The sequence below is a fragment of the Gordonia sp. ABKF26 genome, assembly GCF_041103195.1.
GTDB lineage: Bacteria > Actinomycetota > Actinomycetes > Mycobacteriales > Mycobacteriaceae > Gordonia > Gordonia terrae.
This window is the reverse complement of record NZ_JBGCVZ010000003.1, coordinates 2371256-2390278: the sequence shown is the minus strand read 5'-3', so window position 1 is coordinate 2390278 and position 19023 is coordinate 2371256. Positions and strand designations below refer to the sequence as shown.

Annotated in this window: 17 protein-coding genes; 8 read left to right on the top strand and 9 right to left on the bottom strand. The window is 69.4% G+C overall.

Translation table 11 applies throughout. The features are described 5' to 3' along the window. Positions 1-8 precede the first annotated feature (8 nt). Positions 9-1355 carry a magnesium transporter gene (gene mgtE / locus AB4Z55_RS11150; RefSeq protein WP_354562147.1) on the top strand — a complete coding sequence of 449 codons (1347 nt, stop codon included), beginning with the start codon at positions 9-11 and terminating at the stop codon, positions 1353-1355. 259 nt (positions 1356-1614) lie between these two features. Next, positions 1615-3459, top strand: a complete 1845-nt coding sequence (ilvD, locus tag AB4Z55_RS11145) for a dihydroxy-acid dehydratase (protein WP_354562148.1) — start codon at positions 1615-1617, stop codon at positions 3457-3459. 67 nt (positions 3460-3526) lie between these two features. On the opposite strand, the gene AB4Z55_RS11140 is transcribed toward ilvD, so the two are convergent. Next, positions 3527-4762 carry a DoxX family protein gene (locus AB4Z55_RS11140; protein WP_239402530.1) on the bottom strand — a complete coding sequence of 412 codons (1236 nt, stop codon included), beginning with the start codon at positions 4760-4762 and terminating at the stop codon, positions 3527-3529. 107 nt (positions 4763-4869) lie between these two features. Between AB4Z55_RS11140 and AB4Z55_RS11135 the strand changes: the two genes are divergently transcribed. Further along, a complete protein-coding gene (locus AB4Z55_RS11135; RefSeq protein ID WP_239402531.1) occupies positions 4870-6066 on the top strand; it encodes a PQQ-dependent sugar dehydrogenase in 1197 nt (398 codons plus the stop codon). Between the two features lie 7 nt (positions 6067-6073). On the opposite strand, the gene gatB is transcribed toward AB4Z55_RS11135, so the two are convergent. Further along, positions 6074-7567: an Asp-tRNA(Asn)/Glu-tRNA(Gln) amidotransferase subunit GatB gene (gatB, locus tag AB4Z55_RS11130; protein WP_004019298.1), complete on the bottom strand. Its 1494-nt coding sequence runs from the start codon at positions 7565-7567 to the stop codon at positions 6074-6076. A gap of 133 nt (positions 7568-7700) precedes the next feature. Between gatB and AB4Z55_RS11125 the strand changes: the two genes are divergently transcribed. Then, on the top strand, positions 7701-7934 hold the full coding sequence (locus tag AB4Z55_RS11125) for a PspC domain-containing protein (protein WP_033204042.1): 234 nt from the start codon (positions 7701-7703) through the stop codon (positions 7932-7934). Between the two features lie 13 nt (positions 7935-7947). Here AB4Z55_RS11125 and AB4Z55_RS11120 read toward each other — a convergent pair whose 3' ends face one another. The 3 genes from AB4Z55_RS11120 to AB4Z55_RS11110 all read right to left on the bottom strand — a co-directional run bounded on the left by AB4Z55_RS11120 (position 7948) and on the right by AB4Z55_RS11110 (position 11026). Further along, a complete protein-coding gene (locus AB4Z55_RS11120; protein ID WP_064570641.1) occupies positions 7948-8982 on the bottom strand; it encodes a 6-phosphofructokinase in 1035 nt (344 codons plus the stop codon). A 91-nt stretch (positions 8983-9073) separates the two neighbouring features. Then, positions 9074-9724: a response regulator transcription factor gene (locus tag AB4Z55_RS11115; protein ID WP_033203972.1), complete on the bottom strand. Its 651-nt coding sequence runs from the start codon at positions 9722-9724 to the stop codon at positions 9074-9076. 9 nt (positions 9725-9733) lie between these two features. Further along, positions 9734-11026, bottom strand: coding sequence for a sensor histidine kinase (locus AB4Z55_RS11110; RefSeq protein ID WP_248643062.1), 1293 nt, complete (start codon positions 11024-11026; stop codon positions 9734-9736). Between the two features lie 159 nt (positions 11027-11185). On the opposite strand from AB4Z55_RS11110, the gene AB4Z55_RS11105 reads away from it, so the two are divergent. Continuing rightward, the gene (locus AB4Z55_RS11105; protein WP_354562315.1) at positions 11186-11890 is read left to right on the top strand and encodes a hypothetical protein; all 705 of its coding nucleotides are present in this window, start codon (positions 11186-11188) and stop codon (positions 11888-11890) included. Further along, positions 11887-13131 (top strand): alpha/beta-hydrolase family protein, encoded by a 1245-nt coding sequence (locus tag AB4Z55_RS11100; RefSeq protein ID WP_354562149.1) that lies wholly within the window; start codon positions 11887-11889, stop codon positions 13129-13131. The genes AB4Z55_RS11105 and AB4Z55_RS11100 overlap by 4 nt, the downstream gene beginning before the upstream one ends. Positions 13132-13164: 33 nt before the next feature. Here AB4Z55_RS11100 and gatA read toward each other — a convergent pair whose 3' ends face one another. Further along, entirely contained in the window at positions 13165-14670 is a 1506-nt protein-coding gene (gene gatA, locus AB4Z55_RS11095; protein ID WP_101819327.1) for an Asp-tRNA(Asn)/Glu-tRNA(Gln) amidotransferase subunit GatA, read from the bottom strand. Beyond that, a complete protein-coding gene (gatC, locus tag AB4Z55_RS11090) occupies positions 14667-14978 on the bottom strand; it encodes an Asp-tRNA(Asn)/Glu-tRNA(Gln) amidotransferase subunit GatC (protein WP_010841341.1) in 312 nt (103 codons plus the stop codon). The genes gatA and gatC overlap by 4 nt, the downstream gene beginning before the upstream one ends. A gap of 170 nt (positions 14979-15148) precedes the next feature. On the opposite strand from gatC, the gene AB4Z55_RS11085 reads away from it, so the two are divergent. Further along, positions 15149-15817, top strand: coding sequence for an amino acid-binding protein (locus AB4Z55_RS11085; RefSeq protein ID WP_248643064.1), 669 nt, complete (start codon positions 15149-15151; stop codon positions 15815-15817). A gap of 41 nt (positions 15818-15858) precedes the next feature. Then, on the top strand, positions 15859-16374 hold the full coding sequence (locus tag AB4Z55_RS11080) for an O-acetyl-ADP-ribose deacetylase (RefSeq protein ID WP_248643065.1): 516 nt from the start codon (positions 15859-15861) through the stop codon (positions 16372-16374). Between the two features lie 4 nt (positions 16375-16378). Here the strand turns inward: AB4Z55_RS11080 and ligA are convergent, their stop codons facing one another. After that, entirely contained in the window at positions 16379-18469 is a 2091-nt protein-coding gene (gene ligA / locus AB4Z55_RS11075) for an NAD-dependent DNA ligase LigA (RefSeq protein WP_248643066.1), read from the bottom strand. Between the two features lie 137 nt (positions 18470-18606). Then, on the bottom strand, positions 18607-18993 hold the full coding sequence (locus tag AB4Z55_RS11070; RefSeq protein WP_248643067.1) for an MmcQ/YjbR family DNA-binding protein: 387 nt from the start codon (positions 18991-18993) through the stop codon (positions 18607-18609). Positions 18994-19023 lie beyond the last annotated feature (30 nt).

Below are 19023 nucleotides of genomic sequence, written 5' to 3'. Positions count from 1 at the left end.
GTGCGGCCGTGGAGAACACCCGAACACTCGACGCCGGTGAACTCGACGAACTGATCTCGGCAGGTGGCCTCGCAGAGGTCGGGACGACGCTGTCCACGTTGCCTGCGGGCGACATCGCCGCCCTGCTCGACCGCCTCCCCCACAAGTCCCGCGGGGTCGCGTTCCGGTTGCTGGCCAAGGACCTCGCGGTGGAGGTGTTCGACGATCTGTCGGCCGGCTCGCAGCGCCGCCTCATCGACGACCTCGGCACCGCGGAGGTGGCCGCCGCGTTCGACCACCTCGACCCCGACGACCGCGCCGAGCTGCTCGACGAGTTGCCCGCGGGAGTCGCGAAGTCGCTGATCCAGCAACTCACCCCGGCCGAGCGCGACATGACGGCGGTGGTCCTCGGCTACCCGCGAGGTTCGGTGGGGCGTCGGATGAGTCCCGAGTTCGTCCACGCGCGCGAGGACGAACCGGCCGGCGACGCACTGGCCCGCGTGCGCGAACGCGGACACGCCGCGGAGACGATCTACACCGTGCCCGTCCTCGACGGCGCGCGCTCGCTGTGCGGTGTGGTCAGCCTGCGCGACCTCCTCCTCGCCGACCCGGCGGACACCGTCCGCGACCTGATGAACAAGCCGATGTTCGCCCATGCCGAGGACGACGCCGAGACCACCGCGCAGCGGTGTGTGGACCGCGGGATCCTCGCGATGCCCGTCGTCGACAACGACAGCCGACTGGTCGGCGTCCTGACGATCGACGATGCCGTCGAGGTCGTCGAGCAGGCCCGCGACACCGACGAGGCCCGCGCCGGCGCGCGCGAACCGCTCCGCGAGCCCTATCTGCTGTCCTCCATCGTGTCGATCACGCGCGCCCGGATCGTGTGGCTGTTCGTCCTCGCGGTGTCGGCGATTCTCACCGTCAACGTGCTGGAGATCTTCGAGGGCACCCTCGAGCAGCGGGTCGCACTGGCACTGTTCATCCCGCTGCTCACCGGGATCGGCGGCAACACCGGTTCGCAGGCGGCGACGACCGTGACCCGCGCGCTCGCCACCGACGAGGTCGCCCCGCGCGACGTCGCCCGCGTCGCCGCCAAGGAGGTCCGGGTCGGGCTGACCATGGGGGCTCTGCTCGGCCTCGCCGGGTTCACCGTCGCCGCACTCGTCTACGGCCTCGACATCGGCGTGGTCATCGGGTTGACGATCCTGTCGGTGTGCACGCTGGCCGCGACCGTGGGCGGCGTGATGCCGTTGATCGCGAAGTCCATCCGTGTCGACCCCGCGGTGTTCTCCACACCGTTCATCTCGACGTTCTGCGACGCCACCGGCCTCCTCGTCTACTTCTCGATCGCCAAGGCGGTGCTGGGGATCTGACCCCGCACCGGCGAGGGCGCCCCCGAGACGCCGAATCGTTTTGTTACCCCTCGTCACAGCGGAGTAGCCTGGCTTCTCGGCGCTCCCCCACGCCCACCCTCAGCGAGGCGGCGCCCGTCAACACAGCCGCGCCCGGCCACAGCCCGTGGGAAACAACCCCGGGGTCGCGGTGTTGAGCCGAAGAGTCCGGCGCCGGTCAGTCACTGCACGGCCGATCGCGCCGGGCCCGCCCGAGCCACACGATCGATTCGAGGAACCCATGCCTGCTCTGAGGTCACGCACCACCACCGTCGGCCGCGAAGCCGCCGGCGCCCGCTCCCTGTGGCGCGCCACCGGGATGACCGACGACGATTTCGGCAAGCCGATCGTGGCGATCGCCAACTCCTACACCCAGTTCGTGCCGGGACACGTGCATCTGAAGAACGTCGGCGACATCGTGGCCGAGGCGGTGCGAGCCGCCGGAGGCGTGCCGCGCGAGTTCCACACCATCGCCGTCGACGACGGCATCGCGATGGGTCACGGCGGCATGCTCTACTCGCTGCCGAGTCGCGAGATCATCGCCGACTCCGTCGAATACATGGTCAACGCCCACACCGCGGACGCACTGGTGTGTATCTCGAACTGCGACAAGATCACTCCGGGCATGCTCAATGCCGCGATGCGCCTGAACATCCCGACGGTGTTCGTCTCCGGCGGACCGATGGAGGCCGGAAAGGCCGTCGTCGTCGGCGATGTCGCACACCCGTCGTCGGATCTGATCACCACCATCTCCGCGTCGGCCAACAGCGAGGTCGACGATGCGGGTCTGAGTGAGGTCGAGGCGGCTGCGTGCCCCACCTGCGGTTCGTGTTCGGGCATGTTCACCGCCAACTCGATGAACTGCCTCACCGAAGCTCTCGGGCTCGCCCTGCCCGGCAACGGTTCGACGCTGGCCACCCACGAAGCGCGCCGCGCCCTGTTCACCAGGGCCGGCGAGGTCGTCGTCGACGCGGCGACCCGCTGGTACCGCGACGACGACGCGTCGGTGCTCCCGCGGAACATCGCCACGCCGACCGCATTCCGCAACGCGATGGCCCTCGACGTCGCGATGGGCGGCTCGACCAACACCGTGCTGCACATCCTCGCCGCGGCGCAGGAGGGTGAGGTCGCCGACTTCGACCTCTCGGTCATCGACGAGATCAGCCGCAATGTGCCGTGCCTGTCGAAGGTCTCCCCCAACTCCGACTATCACATGGAGGACGTCCACCGGGCGGGCGGAATCCCGGCCATCCTCGGCGAACTGCGCCGCGCCGGTCTGCTCGACGACACCACGTCGACCGTCCACACCGCCACCATGGCCCAGGCCCTCGACGACTGGGACATCCGCGGCGGCAAGGCCATCGACGAGGCCGTCGAACTGTTCCACGCCGCACCCGGCGGTGTTCGCACCACCACCCCGTTCTCGACCGCGAACCGGTGGAGTTCGCTCGACACCGACGCCGCGGGCGGCTGCATCCGCGACCTGGAGCACGCGTACACCGTCGAGGGCGGTCTGTGCGTGCTCCGCGGAAACCTCGCCCCGGACGGGGCGGTCCTGAAGACCGCGGGCATCGACGAGGATCTGTGGCACTTCGAGGGCCCGGCCCGCGTCGTCGAGAGCCAGGAGGACGCCGTCCAGGTCATCCTGTCCAAGACCATTCAGGCCGGCGAGGTCCTCGTGGTCCGGTACGAGGGTCCCGCAGGCGGGCCCGGCATGCAGGAAATGCTTCACCCGACCGCCTTCATGAAGGGCACCGGGATGGGCAAGAAGTGCGCCCTCATCACCGACGGCCGGTTCTCCGGTGGATCGTCGGGTCTGTCGGTCGGTCACATGTCTCCCGAAGCCGCGTCGGGTGGTGCCATCGGACTCGTCGAGGACGGCGACCCGATCCTGATCGATGTGAAGACCCGTCGTCTCGAGGTCCTCGTCGACGACGACGTGCTCGCCGAGCGCCGCGCCAAGATGGAGGCCTCCAAGCGTCCCTGGCAGCCGAAGGACCGTGAGCGCACGGTCACGACTGCGCTGCGCGCCTACGCCAAGCTGGCGACGTCGGCGGACCGCGGCGCGGTGCGTCAGGTCGACTGACCGCCACTCGAAACCCAGAGTGCGGGGTACGTATCGGATTCCGATACGTACCCCGCACTCTTGTGTGTCAGACGAGTGGGTTGCTGCCGTTCGCGAGAACCCAGACCGCTACGGCGGCGGCCGCGCCGACGATGAGCCACAAGAACGACCCGACAAACGGCCGTCGCGCCCAACCGCGGGGGTAGTCGAGCGAGTACAGCCCCGGGCCGGTGAGGATGACGACCGCCGCGGCCACCGCCAGGAACAGTTCGAACTCGACTCCGCCGGCTGCGGCGAAGAACGTGAACCCGCCTGCCATCGACATCTTGAAGGCCGCCGCGACGAGCATCGTGCCGAGGATCGCCGACGCCCCGATCGGCGTCAACAGGCCCAGGATCACCATCAGACCGCCGATCGTCTCCGACAGGGCGCCGACGATCGCGAGGACCTGCGCGTAGTCGGCGCTGAACCCGGCGTCGACGAGCATGGACTCGAATCCGCTGAGGCGCGGACCGTTCCACAGTCCGAACAGCTTCTGCAGCCCGTGCGCGCCGACGAGGCCGCCGAGCGCGATGCGCAGTACCAGCAGACCCAGATCGATCGTGCCGCGGCGCGACTTCGCGAGCGCGTCCTCGAGATCGTCGTCGGCCGGACTGTCACGACGGACGACGGTGTCGTCGTCGGTTCGTCGCCGGCCGAACCGGCGGCGGCCCCGCGGCTCGTCGTCGAGCACCTCGGTGTCCGTCGACTCGCCGCGGGCCCGGGCGCGGGACACGACATCGTCGTCGTCCTCGAGGAAGTCGTAGCGCGCGGTACCGACCGGCGGCAGCGCCGGCTCCGGCGTGGTGACCGCGTCGTCGGTGGGGCCGTCGATGGGCTGCGCGCGGGTGGGACCGGGATGCTTCGCGAACTGGACGGTCTCGAAATCGTCGTCCGCCGGCCCTGCCGCCCCGGCCGCCGGTGGGGCGGGGGGCGCGGTCTGCGCGGCGGGTCGGGGTGGCTCGGCGATGGGCCGCGACGTCGTCGGAGTACCCGCGGCGGCGGGACGCGTCTCCACGTCGCCGGGATCGAGGTCGTCGAGGTCGTCCACCCGGGAGTAGGGGGCCGGCGACCGCCGGGCGTGCCGGTTGTAGAAGTCGTCACGGTCGGTCACCGCGGGCGGTGTCGGCGGGCCGGGCTCGGGCCGCGCGGCCGCCGGTCCGGGTCCGACACCGGGCACTCCACTCCCGGTACCCGGGACCGGGATCTGTCCGGTCGGTTCGTCGTAGGGACTCGTCGCCGGTGTGTCGCGCTCGCTGGTGCCCGACGTGTCGCGTTCGCTCACACGCCCGACTCTAGAGGCTCGCACTCCGCCGTCACCGCACCCCGGCGGGGTGAGTCGGGGCACCACGCTCGGGCACCACGGCCCGGGGCACCACTACTGTGGATGCCATGTGGAAGGGGCGCCCGACGGGCACGCGCGGTGATGCCGGCCGGACGAGTTCACCCGCCTCGGCGGATCGACGGATACGGGTTCGGTGGCGCACCCTGCTGACGGTGCTGACCGTGGTGGTCGTCCTGGTCGGCGGCTGTGCGGATTTCACCGCACAGGACAACCAGCGCGAGGCGGGCGCGTTCAGCCCCAACAACCGGCCGAGCGGTCAGCCCGAGCCGACTCCGCCGCCGGAGACCCCCCGCGAGACCCAGCCGCCACCGACCGGTCCGTGCGTCGACCCCGACCCCGCGGTCATCGCCACCTGCCTCGCATCGACGGGCGGTGTGATGCCCGGTGACGAGCAGGGCGAGGTCACCGTCGTCGCCGAACGCACGACCGGGAAGATCATCACCACCAAGCGCTACGGTCCGGCCCGCACCCTGGGCGAGACGCCCGTCGATGCATCCGGGGACGGCGGTCTGATCGATTTCGCCTTCTCCCCCACCTACTCCCAGGACCGGCTGATCTACGCCTACATCACGACCCCGGCGGACAACCGCATCGTCCGTCTGGCGCCGGGTGACGTGCCCAAACCGATCCTGACCGGTATCCCCAAGGGAGCCACCGGGAACATGGGCGCGATGTACTTCCGGTCACCGACCGAACTCGTGGTCGCCACCGGCAACGCCGGGAATCCCGCGGCCGCCGACGATCCGTCCTCACTCGCCGGCAAGGTGCTGCTGGTCACGTCGTTCACCTCGGGGGCGAGCCCGCGGCCGGCGATCCTCGCCTCCGGGTTCGGGTCCACGGTGTCGCTGTGCCCCAACGCTTCCACCGGAACCGTCTACGTCGCCGACCAGACAGCCACCGAAGACCGCGTGCAGGTGCTCGAGGAAGGCGGACCCAAGGTGTTGTGGACATGGCCCGACCGGCCGCAGATCGCCGGCTGCGGTGTCGCGGCCGGCAGCATCTTCGTCTCGACGACGCGCACCCAGCGCATCGAGGCCATCAACGAGCCCACCCGCGAGGAGCCGACGATCACCGCGCCGGCCGTCGTGCTGGAACGCCGCTACGGCGCGCTCGGCCGGATGGCCGCGCTACCCAACGGATTGCTACAGGTGGCGACCGTCAACAAGGAGGTGGGTTCGGCGAAGCCCACCGACGACCGCGTGTTCCGCTTCCTGCCCGCCGGCGGTGGCAACGACCGGACGTGATGCCCGGTCAGGAACAGGCCGCGATGACCAGTTCCTTCACGCGCGCCGGGTCTGCCTGTCCGCGAGTGGCTTTCATGACGTCGCCGACGATCTTGCCGGCGGCCTGGACTTTTCCGCCGCGGATCTTCTCGGCGATGTCGGGGTTCGCGGCGAGTGCGTCGTCGACGGCCTTCTGGAGAGCCGAGTCGTCGCGCACCACTTCGAGACCGCGATCGGCGACGATCTGCGCGGGCTCACCCTCGCCGTCGAGGACGGCGGTCGCGACCTGTTGCGCGAGTTTGGTGGTGAGCTTGCCCTCGTCGACCAGCCCGATGATCTCGGCGACCTGGGCGGGTGTGATGGTCAGGTCGGCGAGTTCGACCCCGCGTGAGTTCGCCTGCTGCGCAAGGAAGGACACCCACCAGCCGCGCGCCGCCTCGGGTGCCGCCCCGGCGTCGACGGTGGCGATGATCAGATCGACCGCGCCGACGTTGACGAGGTCACGCATCACCTCGTCGGAGACTCCCCACTCCCCCTGGATGCGGGCCCGCCGCAGCCACGGCAATTCCGGCAGGGTTGCCCGGAGTTCCTCGATCCACGCCGAATCCGGCTGCACCGGCGGAAGATCGGGCTCCGGGAAGTAGCGGTAGTCCTCGGCGGTCTCCTTGCGGCGGCCGGCCGAGGTGGTGCCGTCGGTCTCGTGGAAGTGCCGCGTCTCCTGGACGATCTCGCCCCCGGCCTGGAGGATGGCCGCCTGGCGGCGCATCTCGTAGCGGACGGCCACCTCGACGCTCTTGAGCGAGTTGACGTTCTTGGTCTCGGTGCGCGTGCCGAACTCGGTGGCGTCCTTCGTCTTCAGCGACAGGTTGACGTCGCACCGCATCGACCCCTGGTCCATGCGCACATCGGAGACGTCGAGCGACTTGAGCAGGTCACGCAGTGCCGACACGTAGGCCCTGGCGACCTCGGGCGCACGTTCCCCGGCACCTTCGATGGGCCGCGTCACGATCTCGACGAGCGGCACGCCGGCGCGGTTGTAGTCGAGCAGCGAATGACTCGCACCGTGGATCCGGCCGGTGGCGCCGCCGATGTGGAGCGACTTGCCGGTGTCCTCCTCCATGTGCGCACGCTCGATCTCGACGCGCCAGGTGGTGCCATCGGTGAGCAGGACATCGAGGTAACCGTCGTAGGACGTGGGCTCGTCGTACTGCGAGATCTGGTAGTTCTTCGGCTGATCCGGGTAGAAGTAGTTCTTCCGCGCGAAGACACTCGACGGCCGGATGGAGCAGTTCAGTGCCAGGCCGATGCGGATCGCGGACTCGATCGCCTTGGCGTTGGCGACCGGGAGCGAGCCGGGCAGTCCGATGCACACCGGGCACACCTGGGTGTTGGGGTCGGCACCGAACTCGGTGGGGCACCCGCAGAACATCTTGGTCGCGGTGCCCAGCTCGACGTGCACCTCGAGGCCCATCACCGGATCGAATGCGGCGAGCACCTCGTCGTAGTCCAACAGGTCAGTCATGGCAGTCAGTTTATGCGGCGATATCCCAGGGGCACGTTCAGGGTGATCACCGATGCCGAGAACGTGCACCCGCTCGTAGCGTCGAAGACACCGGCGAACGACGTCGGGATACATGCCCACCCAGGAGGACGACATGACCACCCCACAACCCGCCTACAGCGGCCCGCGCCTGATGCGTTCGCGCACGAACTCGTGGCTGGGCGGTGTGTGCGGCGGCATCGCCGAACGCTGGGGCTGGGACCCGACACTCATCCGCGTTCTGTTCATCCTGTCGATGCTGCTGCCCGGGCCCCAGGTGCTGATCTACCTGGCTCTCTGGATCATCATCCCGCGCGAGCCCGCCGCGACGATCACCCCCGCCGCCTGAGGCGCTCACGGGCTCAGCCGAAGATGACCCGGATCTCCTTGTACTGGTCCAGCGGCACGGTCTTGAGCTCGCCGAGCGCCTCGTCGAAGGTGATGCGCGCGATCTCGGTGCCGTGCAGGGCGACCATCTGCCCCCAGCCCTTCTCGGCGACGAGGTCGGCGGTCGCCATGCCCATGCGTGTCGCCAGCACCCGGTCATAGGCCGACGGCACCCCGCCGCGTTGGATGTGACCGAGGATGGTGGCCCGGGTCTCGATGCCGGTCCGCTCCTCGATGAGCGGCGCGAGCACCTCGGCCACGCCGCCGAGCCGGGGTCGGTTGAAGCCGTCGAGACCCTTGGTCGAGTGGGCCTCCTTCATCTCCGGGAGTGTGAACCCCTCGGCGACGACGACCATCGGCGACCGGCCACGCGACTTGACGCTGGTGACCCAGGCACAGATCTGGTCGAGGCTCTCGGGGTTCTCCGGGATGAGGATCACGTGCGCGCCGCCCGCGATCCCCGAGTGCAGGGCGATCCAGCCGGCGTGGCGGCCCATCACCTCGAGCACCATGCACCGCTTGTGCGAGTTGCCGGTGGTGCGGAGCCGGTCGATGGCCTCGGTCGCGATCTCCACCGCGGTGTTGAAGCCGAAGGTGTAATCGGTCGCCGCGATGTCGTTGTCGATGGTCTTGGGAACCCCGACGATGTTGATGCCGTCGTCGAACAGTCTCTTCGACGCCGCGGCGGTGCCCTCGCCGCCGATCGCGATCACGCCGTCGATCTCGAGGTTCTTCAGCACCTTCTTGATGTTCTCGGGTCCGCCGTCGGGCTCGGAGTAGGGACCGAACCGGCTCGTGCCCAGGATGGTGCCGCCCTGGTTGGACAGGCCGCGGACCGTCGACCGATTCAGTTCGACGATGTCGCCGTAGACGAGTCCGGCCCAGCCGTCCCGGAAGCCGACGAACTCGTGGCCGTAGACGGTCTCACCTTTGAGCACTGCGCCGCGGATCACCGCGTTCAGTCCGGGGCAGTCTCCCCCGGACGTCAGAATGCCGAACCTCTTGGCCATCTGGTGAGACCACCCTCCCTGTCGTCATCGGTCGAACCTGCCCGAACATCCCCAATCTAGTGCCCCGGCGAGCCGGGCGCTGGCCGCGAAATCACTTGATGCCGTTCTCGTAGGCGAACACGACAGCCTGGGCTCGATCCCGGAGCCGGAGTTTGTTCAGCAGGCTGCTCACGTGCGTCTTGACCGTCTGCTCGGTGACGAACAGGTCGGCACCGATCTCGGCGTTGGACTTGCCGTCGGCCACCAGATCCAGCACCTCGCGTTCTCGGGGGGTCAGGGTGTCGAGTTTGTCGTCCCGCGACGGCCGGCGGCGGTTGGCGGTGACCTCGGTGATGAGTCGCCGGGTGATCGACGGTGCCAGCAAGGCCTCGCCTGCGGCCACGACGCGTACCGCGCGCACCAGCTCGTCGGCGGGTGCGTCCTTGAGCAGGAAGCCCGAGGCGCCGATTCGCAGGGCCTCGTAGACGTAGTCGTCGATGTCGAAGGTCGTGAGCATCAGCACACGAGTGGGCGGCTCGGCGGATGACGCGAGGATCTGTTCGGCCGCCCACAGCCCGTCCTTGCGCGGCATGCGCACATCCATCAGGACGACATCGGGGCGCACCCGGCGACACACCTCGACGGCTTCGACCCCGTCGGCGGCGTCGCCGAGGACCGAGAGATCGGGTTGCGCGGCGAGCAGAGCCGAAAAGCCCTGACGCACCATGGCCTGGTCATCTGCGATGACTACGGTGATCGGCACGCCGTCACGCTACCGTCGTCGCGGCTGCGGCTCACCGGTACCCGAGGAGGTCACGATCGGCTCGGGCACGACGACCTCACGTCGCGGCGCCGCCGGGATTCGAGCGCGGACGGCGAAGCCCCCGGTCGGTGTGGGCGCGGCGACCAGCGAACCACCCACCGCCTGAGCGCGATCGATCATCCCGGGGATGCCCACGCCGCTCCCCCCGATCTGCAACGGATCGGCGGTCGCGACCGTGTTGACCACGGCGACGTCGACGAGGTCGCCGTCACCGCGCGTCACCTCGACGTCCACGCGCCCACCGGGGGCGTGCCGGGTGGCATTGGCCAGCGACTCCTGCACGATCCGATAGATCACCAGCGCAGCCGATTCGCCGACGTCACCGGCGTCGACGTCCAGCTCCAGCACGACCTCGGCGCCGGCGCGGCGTGTCTCGGCGACCAGCGAATCGAGTTCGGCCAGGCCGGGATTGGGCGCCGCCGAAGCCGCCGCATCCTCGACGCGGAGGACCCCGAGCAACTGCCGGACCTCATCGAGGGACGTCCGGGCCGCATCGGCGATCGCGTCGAATTCCGCTGCAGCCGAAGGACTCACATCCGGCAGGCGATATCTCGCGGTCTGTGACATCACCACCACCATCGACATCCGGTGAGCGACCACGTCGTGCAGGTCGCGGGCGATGCGCGCCCGCTCCTGGAGCACGGCCGCCTCGGCTTCGGCGGCCTCGGTCTGCTCGGTGCGAACCGCCAGCTGTCGGCGCGAGGCCATCAGGCCCCGCAACAACGCGACCACCACCGCGAGCACGGATATCCCGAAGACCCACCCGACCCGCGCCGTCGGCTGCACGGCGAAGGCGATGACGATCGAGGTCGAGACCCAGACCACCGGAATCCACCGCAGCGGGCACTTGAGGAAGGCCATGAAGGTGAGGACCAGCAGCTCGATGAGGTGGGTCACCTGAATGGTCAGCTCCCACGTGTCCCGTACCGGGACGATGATCCCGATGAGCTGGGCGGAGACCACCGAGATCGCCCACCCCAGCAGCGGGGCCGACCACGCCAGGGCGATCGGCAGAGCCGCGAAGGCCGCGACCACGGGGAGCACGAACACCGGCATGGAGTGCGTGATGGGCAGGGTCGGCCAGGCGACCGAGTACATGACGAGCGCCACGAACAGGAAGAACCAGTTGAGGCGCGAGGAGAAGTAGTGCCGCACCGCGGGGTCCTGGGCAACCGGTGCGGTCGACGCCCATTCCAGTGAGGACGCCCCCACCGCGCGGAGCTTCTTGCGGTATCCGAACATGCCCTCACCCTAGGCCCGCCGACCACTCGCCGACCTCATACTTTCGAGGGAGACGACCCGATACCGGCGTACGGGTCCGGCGTCGTCGAACCGACCTGGGGACGACCGGGGACGGCTCCGGGGAGCGATGTGCCGGTGGGATTCCGACTCATAGCGTCGATGACCATGACCGGATCAGCACACATCCGAAACACCAGGCCGGACAACGGCTTCCCCGACCCGAAGAGTTTCGCCGCACGCCGGCGACGGTCGCGGTGGTGGGCCGCGACCCTCACCCTCGCCGTTCTCCTGACCGGCCAATGGATCTCGACCGCGCACGCCGTCGCCGGCCCTCTCCTCGCGCCGACGAGCACGACGGTCGCGGCACCTCCGAACGATGCCGACAATCCCTACGCGGCCGTGGTCGTCGCCCTGGTGGGACCGCGCCCGGCGACCGCGACGGCGTCCCTCCCGGCGTCCTTCGTCGCGGCGCAGGGGTACGTTCCCCAGGTCGTCGACGGATACCCGGTCGATCCGGACGGGGACTGCTCGTCGCCAGTCCCGTTGCCGCAACACTTCACGTCCCTGTGCCGCACCCATGACTTCGGTTATGACCTGTTGCGGGCGGCACAGCATGACGGCGCCCCGCTCGGAGCGTGGGCCCGGATCGCCCTCGACCGCATGCTGATCGACCGGATGTACGCGTCCTGCCGGACGCCTGCGTGCACGACAGCCGCGCACGGCGCCCGGATCGGGCTGGCGTGGAACACGTGGCGTCAGTACGGCGGTCCCCCCACCCGGGGCGAGACGCTGCCGGCACTGGTGTACACGAGCTTCGAGCGTGCCCTGGTCGACCCGGACGAGTACGAGGCGAGACAGCGATGACGTCGCACCGATACCCGCGGCGGTTGCGCGACAGCACATTCGGGTCGTGGCCGCACCCGGCCGTCAGTGTCGCGGTGATGCTCGGCTACCTCGCCGCGCTCTACCCGGGCACCCTGCCACGCGATCCGACGACCACCGCGGTCCTGACCACTGTGTTCAGCGCGCTGGGGGCGTGCACCGGGATGGTCCTCGCACGGCGCAGCAAGCGCAGGCCGGATGACCAGGCGCGGCGCATCGTGTTCGGCTCTTGCCTGGTGATCCTCGGATGCGCGGTCGGCATGGCGGTCTGGTGGCAGAACCTCATCCGGTCCGCGGTCGACGTCGCACCCGCGGGTGTGGGGTGGTTCGCCGCGGCGACACTGCCGGCCGCCGTGGTCGTGGTGGCGATCGTGGCTGTCCCGCGGACCGCCGCGGTGGTCGCCGCCGGAGGCCTCGCACTCACGGCCGGACTGCTGGCACCCGCCGATGCCGGCGCCGACGAACAGCGGTTGCCGGTCTCGTCGTCCGCGCAGCAGGACCCGGAAACGCTACTGCGGGGCGAGCTGCGGATCGGTGAGTTCGACGCGGCCGCAGCCGATCTCACGCACAGGTGGACCGCGTCGGGAGGACTCTCGGCGCGTGCGGTCGTGGTTGCGGTGCCGACCGGGTCGGGCTGGGTCGATTCCGCGGCCGTCGACGGATTCGACAGTCGTTTCGCCGGCGACGTCCGGATCCTCGCCCTCCCCTACGACCGGGTTCCGTCGTGGCAGGCCTTCGTGTCCGACCGGTCCGGATCCGCGGAGTCGGCGATCGCCATGGTGTCGGCGCTGGCGACCGTGCTCGACGGTGTCCCCGCGCACGAACGTCCGCGAGTGATTCTCTACGGGCAGAGCCTCGGAGCCGTGGGTGCCGACGCCGCGCGGGTGTGGCTGGAGAACGAGCACCCGTCGTTGATGGCCGAGACCGTGCTGGTCGCCCCGCCGGCGGGAACCGTCACCCCGATCTCCCGCACCCCGCGAACGGTTCTCGCCAATTCCAGCGATCCCGTGGTGCGCTGGTCGCTCACCGAACTGTGGCGTCCGCACCGAGCGACCGACGACACCCATGTCCGTGGTCCGCGGGTGCCCGACGCGCCGTGGTTGCCCGTGATCAGCTTCGTACAGACCAGCGTCGACCTGCTCGGCGCGCTCGACGGGGCGGCCGGCGTCGGTCATCGGTATGGATCGGAGCAGGCCGGACCGCCACACCCGTTGCGGAACTGAGGCTCCGCCGCGCCGGCGCGGCTCGAGGGTCCGTCAGACGATCGGGCCGCGAGCCGCTTCGTAGGAGGCGCCGACGCGGTACAGCCGGTCGTCGGCGAGGGCGGGGGCCATGATCTGCAACCCGACCGGCATCCCGTCGTCGACCGACAGCCCCGACGGCACCGACATCGACCCGATGCCGGCAAGATTCACCGGCAGCGTGCACAGGTCGAACAGGTACATCGCGAGCGGATCGTCGACCTTCTCCCCGATCGGGAACGCGGTGGTCGGGGTGGTCGGCGAGATCAGCACGTCGACCTTCTCGAAGGCGGTGGCGAAGTCGCGCGAGATCAGGGTGCGGACCTTCTGCGCCTGCCCGTAGTAGGCGTCGTAGTAGCCCGACGACAACGCATAGGTGCCGATCATGATGCGGCGCTTGACCTCCGGCCCGAAGCCCTGTTCGCGGGACAGCGCCATGACCTCGTCGGCCGAATGCGAGCCGTCGTCGCCGACGCGCAATCCGTAGCGCATCGCGTCGAAGCGCGCCAGGTTCGACGACACCTCCGACGGGAGGATCAGGTAGTAGGCGCCGAGCGCGTAGGTGAAGTGCGGGCAGCTGACCTCGACCACCTCGGCGCCGCGCTCCTCGAGGAGCTTGACCGCCTGGTGGAACGAGTCGAGCACGCCCGACTGGTAGCCCTCGCCCTGCAGTTCGGTGACCACACCGATCCGGACGCCCGTCAGATCCCGCTCGGCGCCCTCGCGGGCAGCCGAGACCACGTCGGGCACCGGCACGTCGATCGAGGTGGAGTCACGCGGATCGTGCCCGGCGATGATCTCGTGCAGCATCGCGGTGTCCAGGACGGTGCGGCCACACGGTCCGCCCTGGTCCAGGGACGAGGCGCATGCCACGAGTCCGTACCGCGAGACCGTGCCGTAGGTGGGTTTGACCCCGACGGTCGCGGTGACGGCGGCCGGCTGGCGGATCGAACCACCGGTGTCGGTGCCGATCGCCAGGGGCGCCTCGTACGACGCGAGCGCCGCTGCGCTGCCGCCGCCCGAGCCACCCGGGATCTTGGTGGGGTCCCACGGGTTCCGGGTCAGCTGATACGCCGAGTTCTCGGTCGAGCTGCCCATGGCGAACTCGTCCATGTTGGTCTTGCCCAGGATCGGGATACCCGCGGCACGAAGGCGTTCGGTGACCGTGGCGTCGTATGGCGGCACCCAGCCCTCGAGAATCCTGGAGCCGCACGTCGTGGGGGCGTCGACCGTGGTGAAGACGTCCTTGAGTGCGATGGGCACGCCCGCGAGAGCCGACGGGGTCTCACCGGCGGCGATCGCGTCGTCGGCAGCCTTGGCGGCAACCAGCGCTTCGGCCCCGCTCACGTGCAGGAACGCGCCGAGTTGGTCGTCGATCTCGGCGATCCGATCGAGGTGAGCCTGGGTGACCTCCACCGAGCTGACCTCGCGCGCACCGATCTTGGTGGCGAGTTCGGCGGCGGACAGTCCGGTCAGGTCACCCGCGGGACGCGGCGCTGCGGCGCTGGAATCGGGACTCACTGCTCTTCTCCCAGGATCTGCGGGACGGCGAACCGGTCCTGTTCGACCGCGGGCGCACCGGACAGCGCGGCGTCGGTCGTCAGGCCGGGAACGACGACGTCGGGACGCAGCACGTTCGCGAGCTCGGCCGGGTGGGCCGTGCCGGGCACATCGTCGGCAGCCACCTCCGACACCGACGCGACGTGGGTCAGGATCGAGTCCAGCTGCTCGGCGTAGACATCGAGTTCGTCCTCGCTCAGTGCCAGTCGCGACAGTCGCGCCAGATGCGCGACCTCGTCCCGCGATATGGACTTCGGTTCGCCAGCCACTGCAGCGTCCTTCCTCACATCACTGTTCGTGTCGTCCTCTGTGCCGCCCTCATCGCGTCGTGGACACGGTTCGCGCAACGTCTCCAGACTATGGGAACCCGCGACGCGGACTCACCCCAGCCACCCGTTGGGCCGCGGGCGCTGCGCGCACCACGCGCGCGGGTGCGAGAATGTCGCACGTGTCCTACCTGTTGCGGGTCTATCTCGAAGACCGGCCGGGCAGCCTCGGCGTGCTCGCCGTGCAGCTCGGCTCGGTCGGTGCAGACATCCTGTCCCTCGAGGTCGTCGAGCGCGGCAACGGCTACGCCGTGGACGATCTCGTCGTCGAGGTGGCGCCCGGCGCCCTGCCCGACAGCCTGATCACCGCGGCCGAGAAGGTCAACGGTGTCCGCGTCGACTCGATCCGGCCCTACTCCGGCGTCCTGGACACCCACCGCGAACTCGAGCTGGTCGACCAGGTGGCCACCGCCGGTCGTGACCGGCTGCAGGTCCTCGTGGACAACGCACCTCGGGTGCTACGCGTCTCGTGGGCGATGGTGATCACCCCCGCCAGCGGCGGCGTGCTGCAACTCTTCGGCTCATCTGGAGCCCCGGAGACCCCGTTGACCAGGGCCGACTGGCTTCCTCTGGAGAGAGCCACCGAGCTCGACGCCGAGGGTGACTGGGTTCCGGGTGCTTGGCAGGACATGGACACCCGCCTCGCCGCGGCGCCGCTGGGCTCGGAGTCGAAGGCGATTCTCCTCGGACGTATCGGCGGACCGGACTTCCGGCCGTCCGAGGTCGCGCGGCTCGGTTACCTCGCGGGGATCGTCAGCACCGTGTTGCGCACCGAGAGCTGAGAGCCGGCCACATCGGGCCGTCCCGCGGGCATCATGGACTGATGACGTCCATCACTCTGGTTCAGGGCGACATCACGACGCAGTCGGTCGACGCGATCGTCAACGCCGCCAATTCCACGTTGCTCGGCGGTGGTGGGGTCGACGGCGCGATCCACCGGCGCGGCGGCCCGGCGATTCTCGCCGAGTGTCGGGAGCTCCGCGCGGGTCCCTACCGCCGCGGTCTGCCGGTCGGCGAGGCGGTGGCCACCACCGCGGGCGACATGGATGCGCGCTGGGTCATCCACACCGTCGGTCCGGTTCACTCCTACGACGAGGACCGCTCCGACCTCCTCGTCTCCTGCTACCGCGAATCAGTACGTGTCGCAACCGAACTGGGCGCCACCACGATCGCCTTCCCGGCGATCTCGACCGGCGTGTACGGCTGGCCGATGGACGACGGGGCCCGCAGGGCGGTCGAGACGGTGCGCGCCACGGTGCCGGACACGTCGATCGAAGAGGTCCGGTTCGTCCTGTTCGATCAGCGCGCCTACCGCGCGTTCGAGTCCGCGTTGGGCTGAACGATCACTCCGCTTCGCCGGTCTCCAGCAGCCGCTTGAAGGCGTCCTCGTCGAGCACCGGCACGCCGAGCTGTTCGGCCTTGTCGGCCTTGGTCCCCGGCGAATCCCCCACCACCACGTAGTCGGTCTTCTTCGACACCGAACCCGACGCCTTGCCACCGCGCTGCAGGATCGCCTCCTTGGCCCCGTCACGGGAGAAGTCCACCAGCGAGCCCGTCACCACGATCGTCTTGCCCTCCAGCGTTCGGACGATCGACTCATCCCGTTCGTCCTCCATGGAAACGCCTGCAGCCCGCCACTTCTCGACGATGTCCCGGTGCCAGTCGACGGTGAACCAGTCATGGATGGACTGGGCCAGGGTCATCCCCAGCCCTTCGACCGCGGCGAGTCGCTCGATGTCGGCGGCCTCGATCGCCTCGAGCGAACCGAACTCGGTGGCCAGGGCGCGGGCGGCGGTGGGCCCGACGTGGCGGATGGACAGCCCGACCAGCACGCGCCACAGCGCCACGTCCTTGGCCTTGTCGAGGTTCGCCAGCAGGCGCTTGCCGTTGGCCGACAGCGCACCCGCCTTGGTGGTGAACAGGTCGGTGCGGACCAGATCGTCGGCGGTCAGCGAGAACAGGTCGCCCTCGTTGGTGAGGACCCCCGCCGACAGCAGGGCCGACGCAGCCTCGTAGCCGAGCGCCTCGATGTCGAAGGAACCGCGGCCGGCGAGATGAAAGAGCCGCTCGCGCAACTGAGCCGGGCAACTCTCCTGATTCGGGCAGCGAAGGTCGGCGTCGCTCTCCTTCTCCGGCCGCAGCGGTGTGCCGCATGCCGGGCATTTCTCCGGCATCTCGAACTCGACTTCGCTGCCGTCACGGAGGTCGACGACGGGTCCGAGGACCTCGGGAATCACGTCGCCCGCCTTGCGGATGGTCACGGTGTCGCCGATCAGCACGCCCTTGCGCTTGACCTCCGATCCGTTGTGCAAGGTCGCACGGGACACCGTCGAACCGGCGACGAGGACCGGCTCGAGGACCGCGAAGGGGGTGACGCGGCCGGTCCGTCCGACGTTGACCTGGATGTCGGAGAGCTTGGTGGTGGCTTCCTCGGGCGGGTACTTGTAGGCAATGGCCCACCGCGGCGCACGCGATGTGGATCCGAGGCGTCGTTGCACGGTGACGTCGTCGGCTTTGACCACGATGCCGTCGATCTCGTGCTCGACGTCGTGACGGTGTTCGCCCCAGTAGGTGATCTTGTCGATGATCTCGTCGGCACCGGACACCTTGGTGGTGTGCGTCGACACCGGCAGACCCCAGGCGCCGAGCGCCAGGTAGGCATCGTGCAGGGACTCCGGCCGCCACCCCTCGGTATGCCCGATGCCGTGGCAGATCATCCGCAGCCTCCTGCGGGCGGTGATCTGCGGGTTCTTCTGGCGCAGCGAGCCGGCGGCCGAGTTGCGGGGGTTCGCGAAGGGCGCCTTGCCCTCCGCCACGAGGGAGGCGTTCAGCGCCTCGAAGTCCTCCACCCGGAAGAAGACCTCGCCGCGCACCTCGAGGACCTCGGGAATCGGGTACTCCGCGGACTCGGCCAGGCGCATCGGGATGTCGTCGATCGTGCGTGCGTTCAGCGACACGTCCTCACCGGTGCGGCCGTCGCCGCGGGTGACGCCCCGTTCCAGGACCCCGTTCCGGTACACCAGCGCGAGGGCCACCCCGTCGATCTTCAGTTCACAGAGGAAGTTCACCCGGGTGCCGGCGTCGGCGACCACGCGGTCGACCCAGGTGCGCATCTCGTCGTGGTCGAAGACGTTGTCCAGCGACATCATTCGCTCGAGATGGTCCGCCGGGGAGAATGCGGTGGAGAATCCACCACCGACGAGCTTGGTGGGTGAGTCCGCGGTCGCGAGTTCCGGATGCGCTTCCTCGAGTGCCTGCAGACGCCGAAGGAGGAGATCGAACTCGCCGTCGGTGATGACCGGCGCGTCCTTCACGTAGTAGCGGAACTGGTGCTCGCGGATCTCCTCGGCGAGAGCTGTCCACTCCTCGCGAAGGTCTCCCTCCGGCCCCGACTGCTCGGTGACCGGCTGACCCGACTCCGTTGTATCTGCCACGTTCCGAGGGTATCGGAGCAGTCGGACAGACCCAGCTCGTCAACCGATGTCTCGTTCGCGCGGTACTGCTTCCCTCCCGCTGATGAGATCCGATCAGCGGGACGGAGACGGGACCGCGGGAGTTTCCGCGCCGACGATCACAACGGACCGAGCTTGGCCACCGACCGTTTGGGTGCGATCTGGCGGTAGCTGGCGTCGAGGAGTTCGCCGACCTCGTCCCAGTCTGTGTCGTCGTCGAGGATCAGACCCACCCAGCCTGCGGGGCCGAGATAGGCGGGTAGGAAGAACCGCGGATCGTCCAGCAGGGCGGGCCGTTCGGAGTCGTCGGCGAGGACCAGGATCGACTGGTCGTGGCGAACCTTGCTGCCCTTGACTCCACCGCCGTAATTGCCGAACATCTTGCCGCAGCGGAAGGTCGGCCGACCATGCGCGACGACCTCGGTGGCGTCGGGTAGCGCGAGCGCGATCTCGCGGATCCGGCCCAGATACGGGTCCGCGTCGTCGAACATGATCGGGTGCGGCATACCGACGAGGATAGGTCCGGCGCGTCGAAC

Excerpts from the sequence above, each read along its gene's own strand:
- ilvD (WP_354562148.1), top strand. The coding sequence starts at position 1,615 with ATGCCTGCTCTGAGGTCACGCACCACCACCGTCGGCCGCGAAGCCGCC.
- AB4Z55_RS11135 (WP_239402531.1), top strand. The coding sequence starts at position 4,870 with ATGTGGAAGGGGCGCCCGACGGGCACGCGCGGTGATGCCGGCCGGACG.
- gatB (WP_004019298.1), bottom strand. The coding sequence starts at position 7,567 with ATGACTGACCTGTTGGACTACGACGAGGTGCTCGCCGCATTCGATCCG.
- AB4Z55_RS11125 (WP_033204042.1), top strand. The coding sequence starts at position 7,701 with ATGACCACCCCACAACCCGCCTACAGCGGCCCGCGCCTGATGCGTTCG.
- AB4Z55_RS11120 (WP_064570641.1), bottom strand. The coding sequence starts at position 8,982 with ATGGCCAAGAGGTTCGGCATTCTGACGTCCGGGGGAGACTGCCCCGGA.
- AB4Z55_RS11110 (WP_248643062.1), bottom strand. The coding sequence starts at position 11,026 with ATGTTCGGATACCGCAAGAAGCTCCGCGCGGTGGGGGCGTCCTCACTG.
- AB4Z55_RS11105 (WP_354562315.1), top strand. The coding sequence starts at position 11,186 with ATGACCATGACCGGATCAGCACACATCCGAAACACCAGGCCGGACAAC.
- AB4Z55_RS11100 (WP_354562149.1), top strand. The coding sequence starts at position 11,887 with ATGACGTCGCACCGATACCCGCGGCGGTTGCGCGACAGCACATTCGGG.
- AB4Z55_RS11085 (WP_248643064.1), top strand. The coding sequence starts at position 15,149 with ATGTCGCACGTGTCCTACCTGTTGCGGGTCTATCTCGAAGACCGGCCG.
- AB4Z55_RS11080 (WP_248643065.1), top strand. The coding sequence starts at position 15,859 with ATGACGTCCATCACTCTGGTTCAGGGCGACATCACGACGCAGTCGGTC.
- AB4Z55_RS11070 (WP_248643067.1), bottom strand. The coding sequence starts at position 18,993 with ATGCCGCACCCGATCATGTTCGACGACGCGGACCCGTATCTGGGCCGG.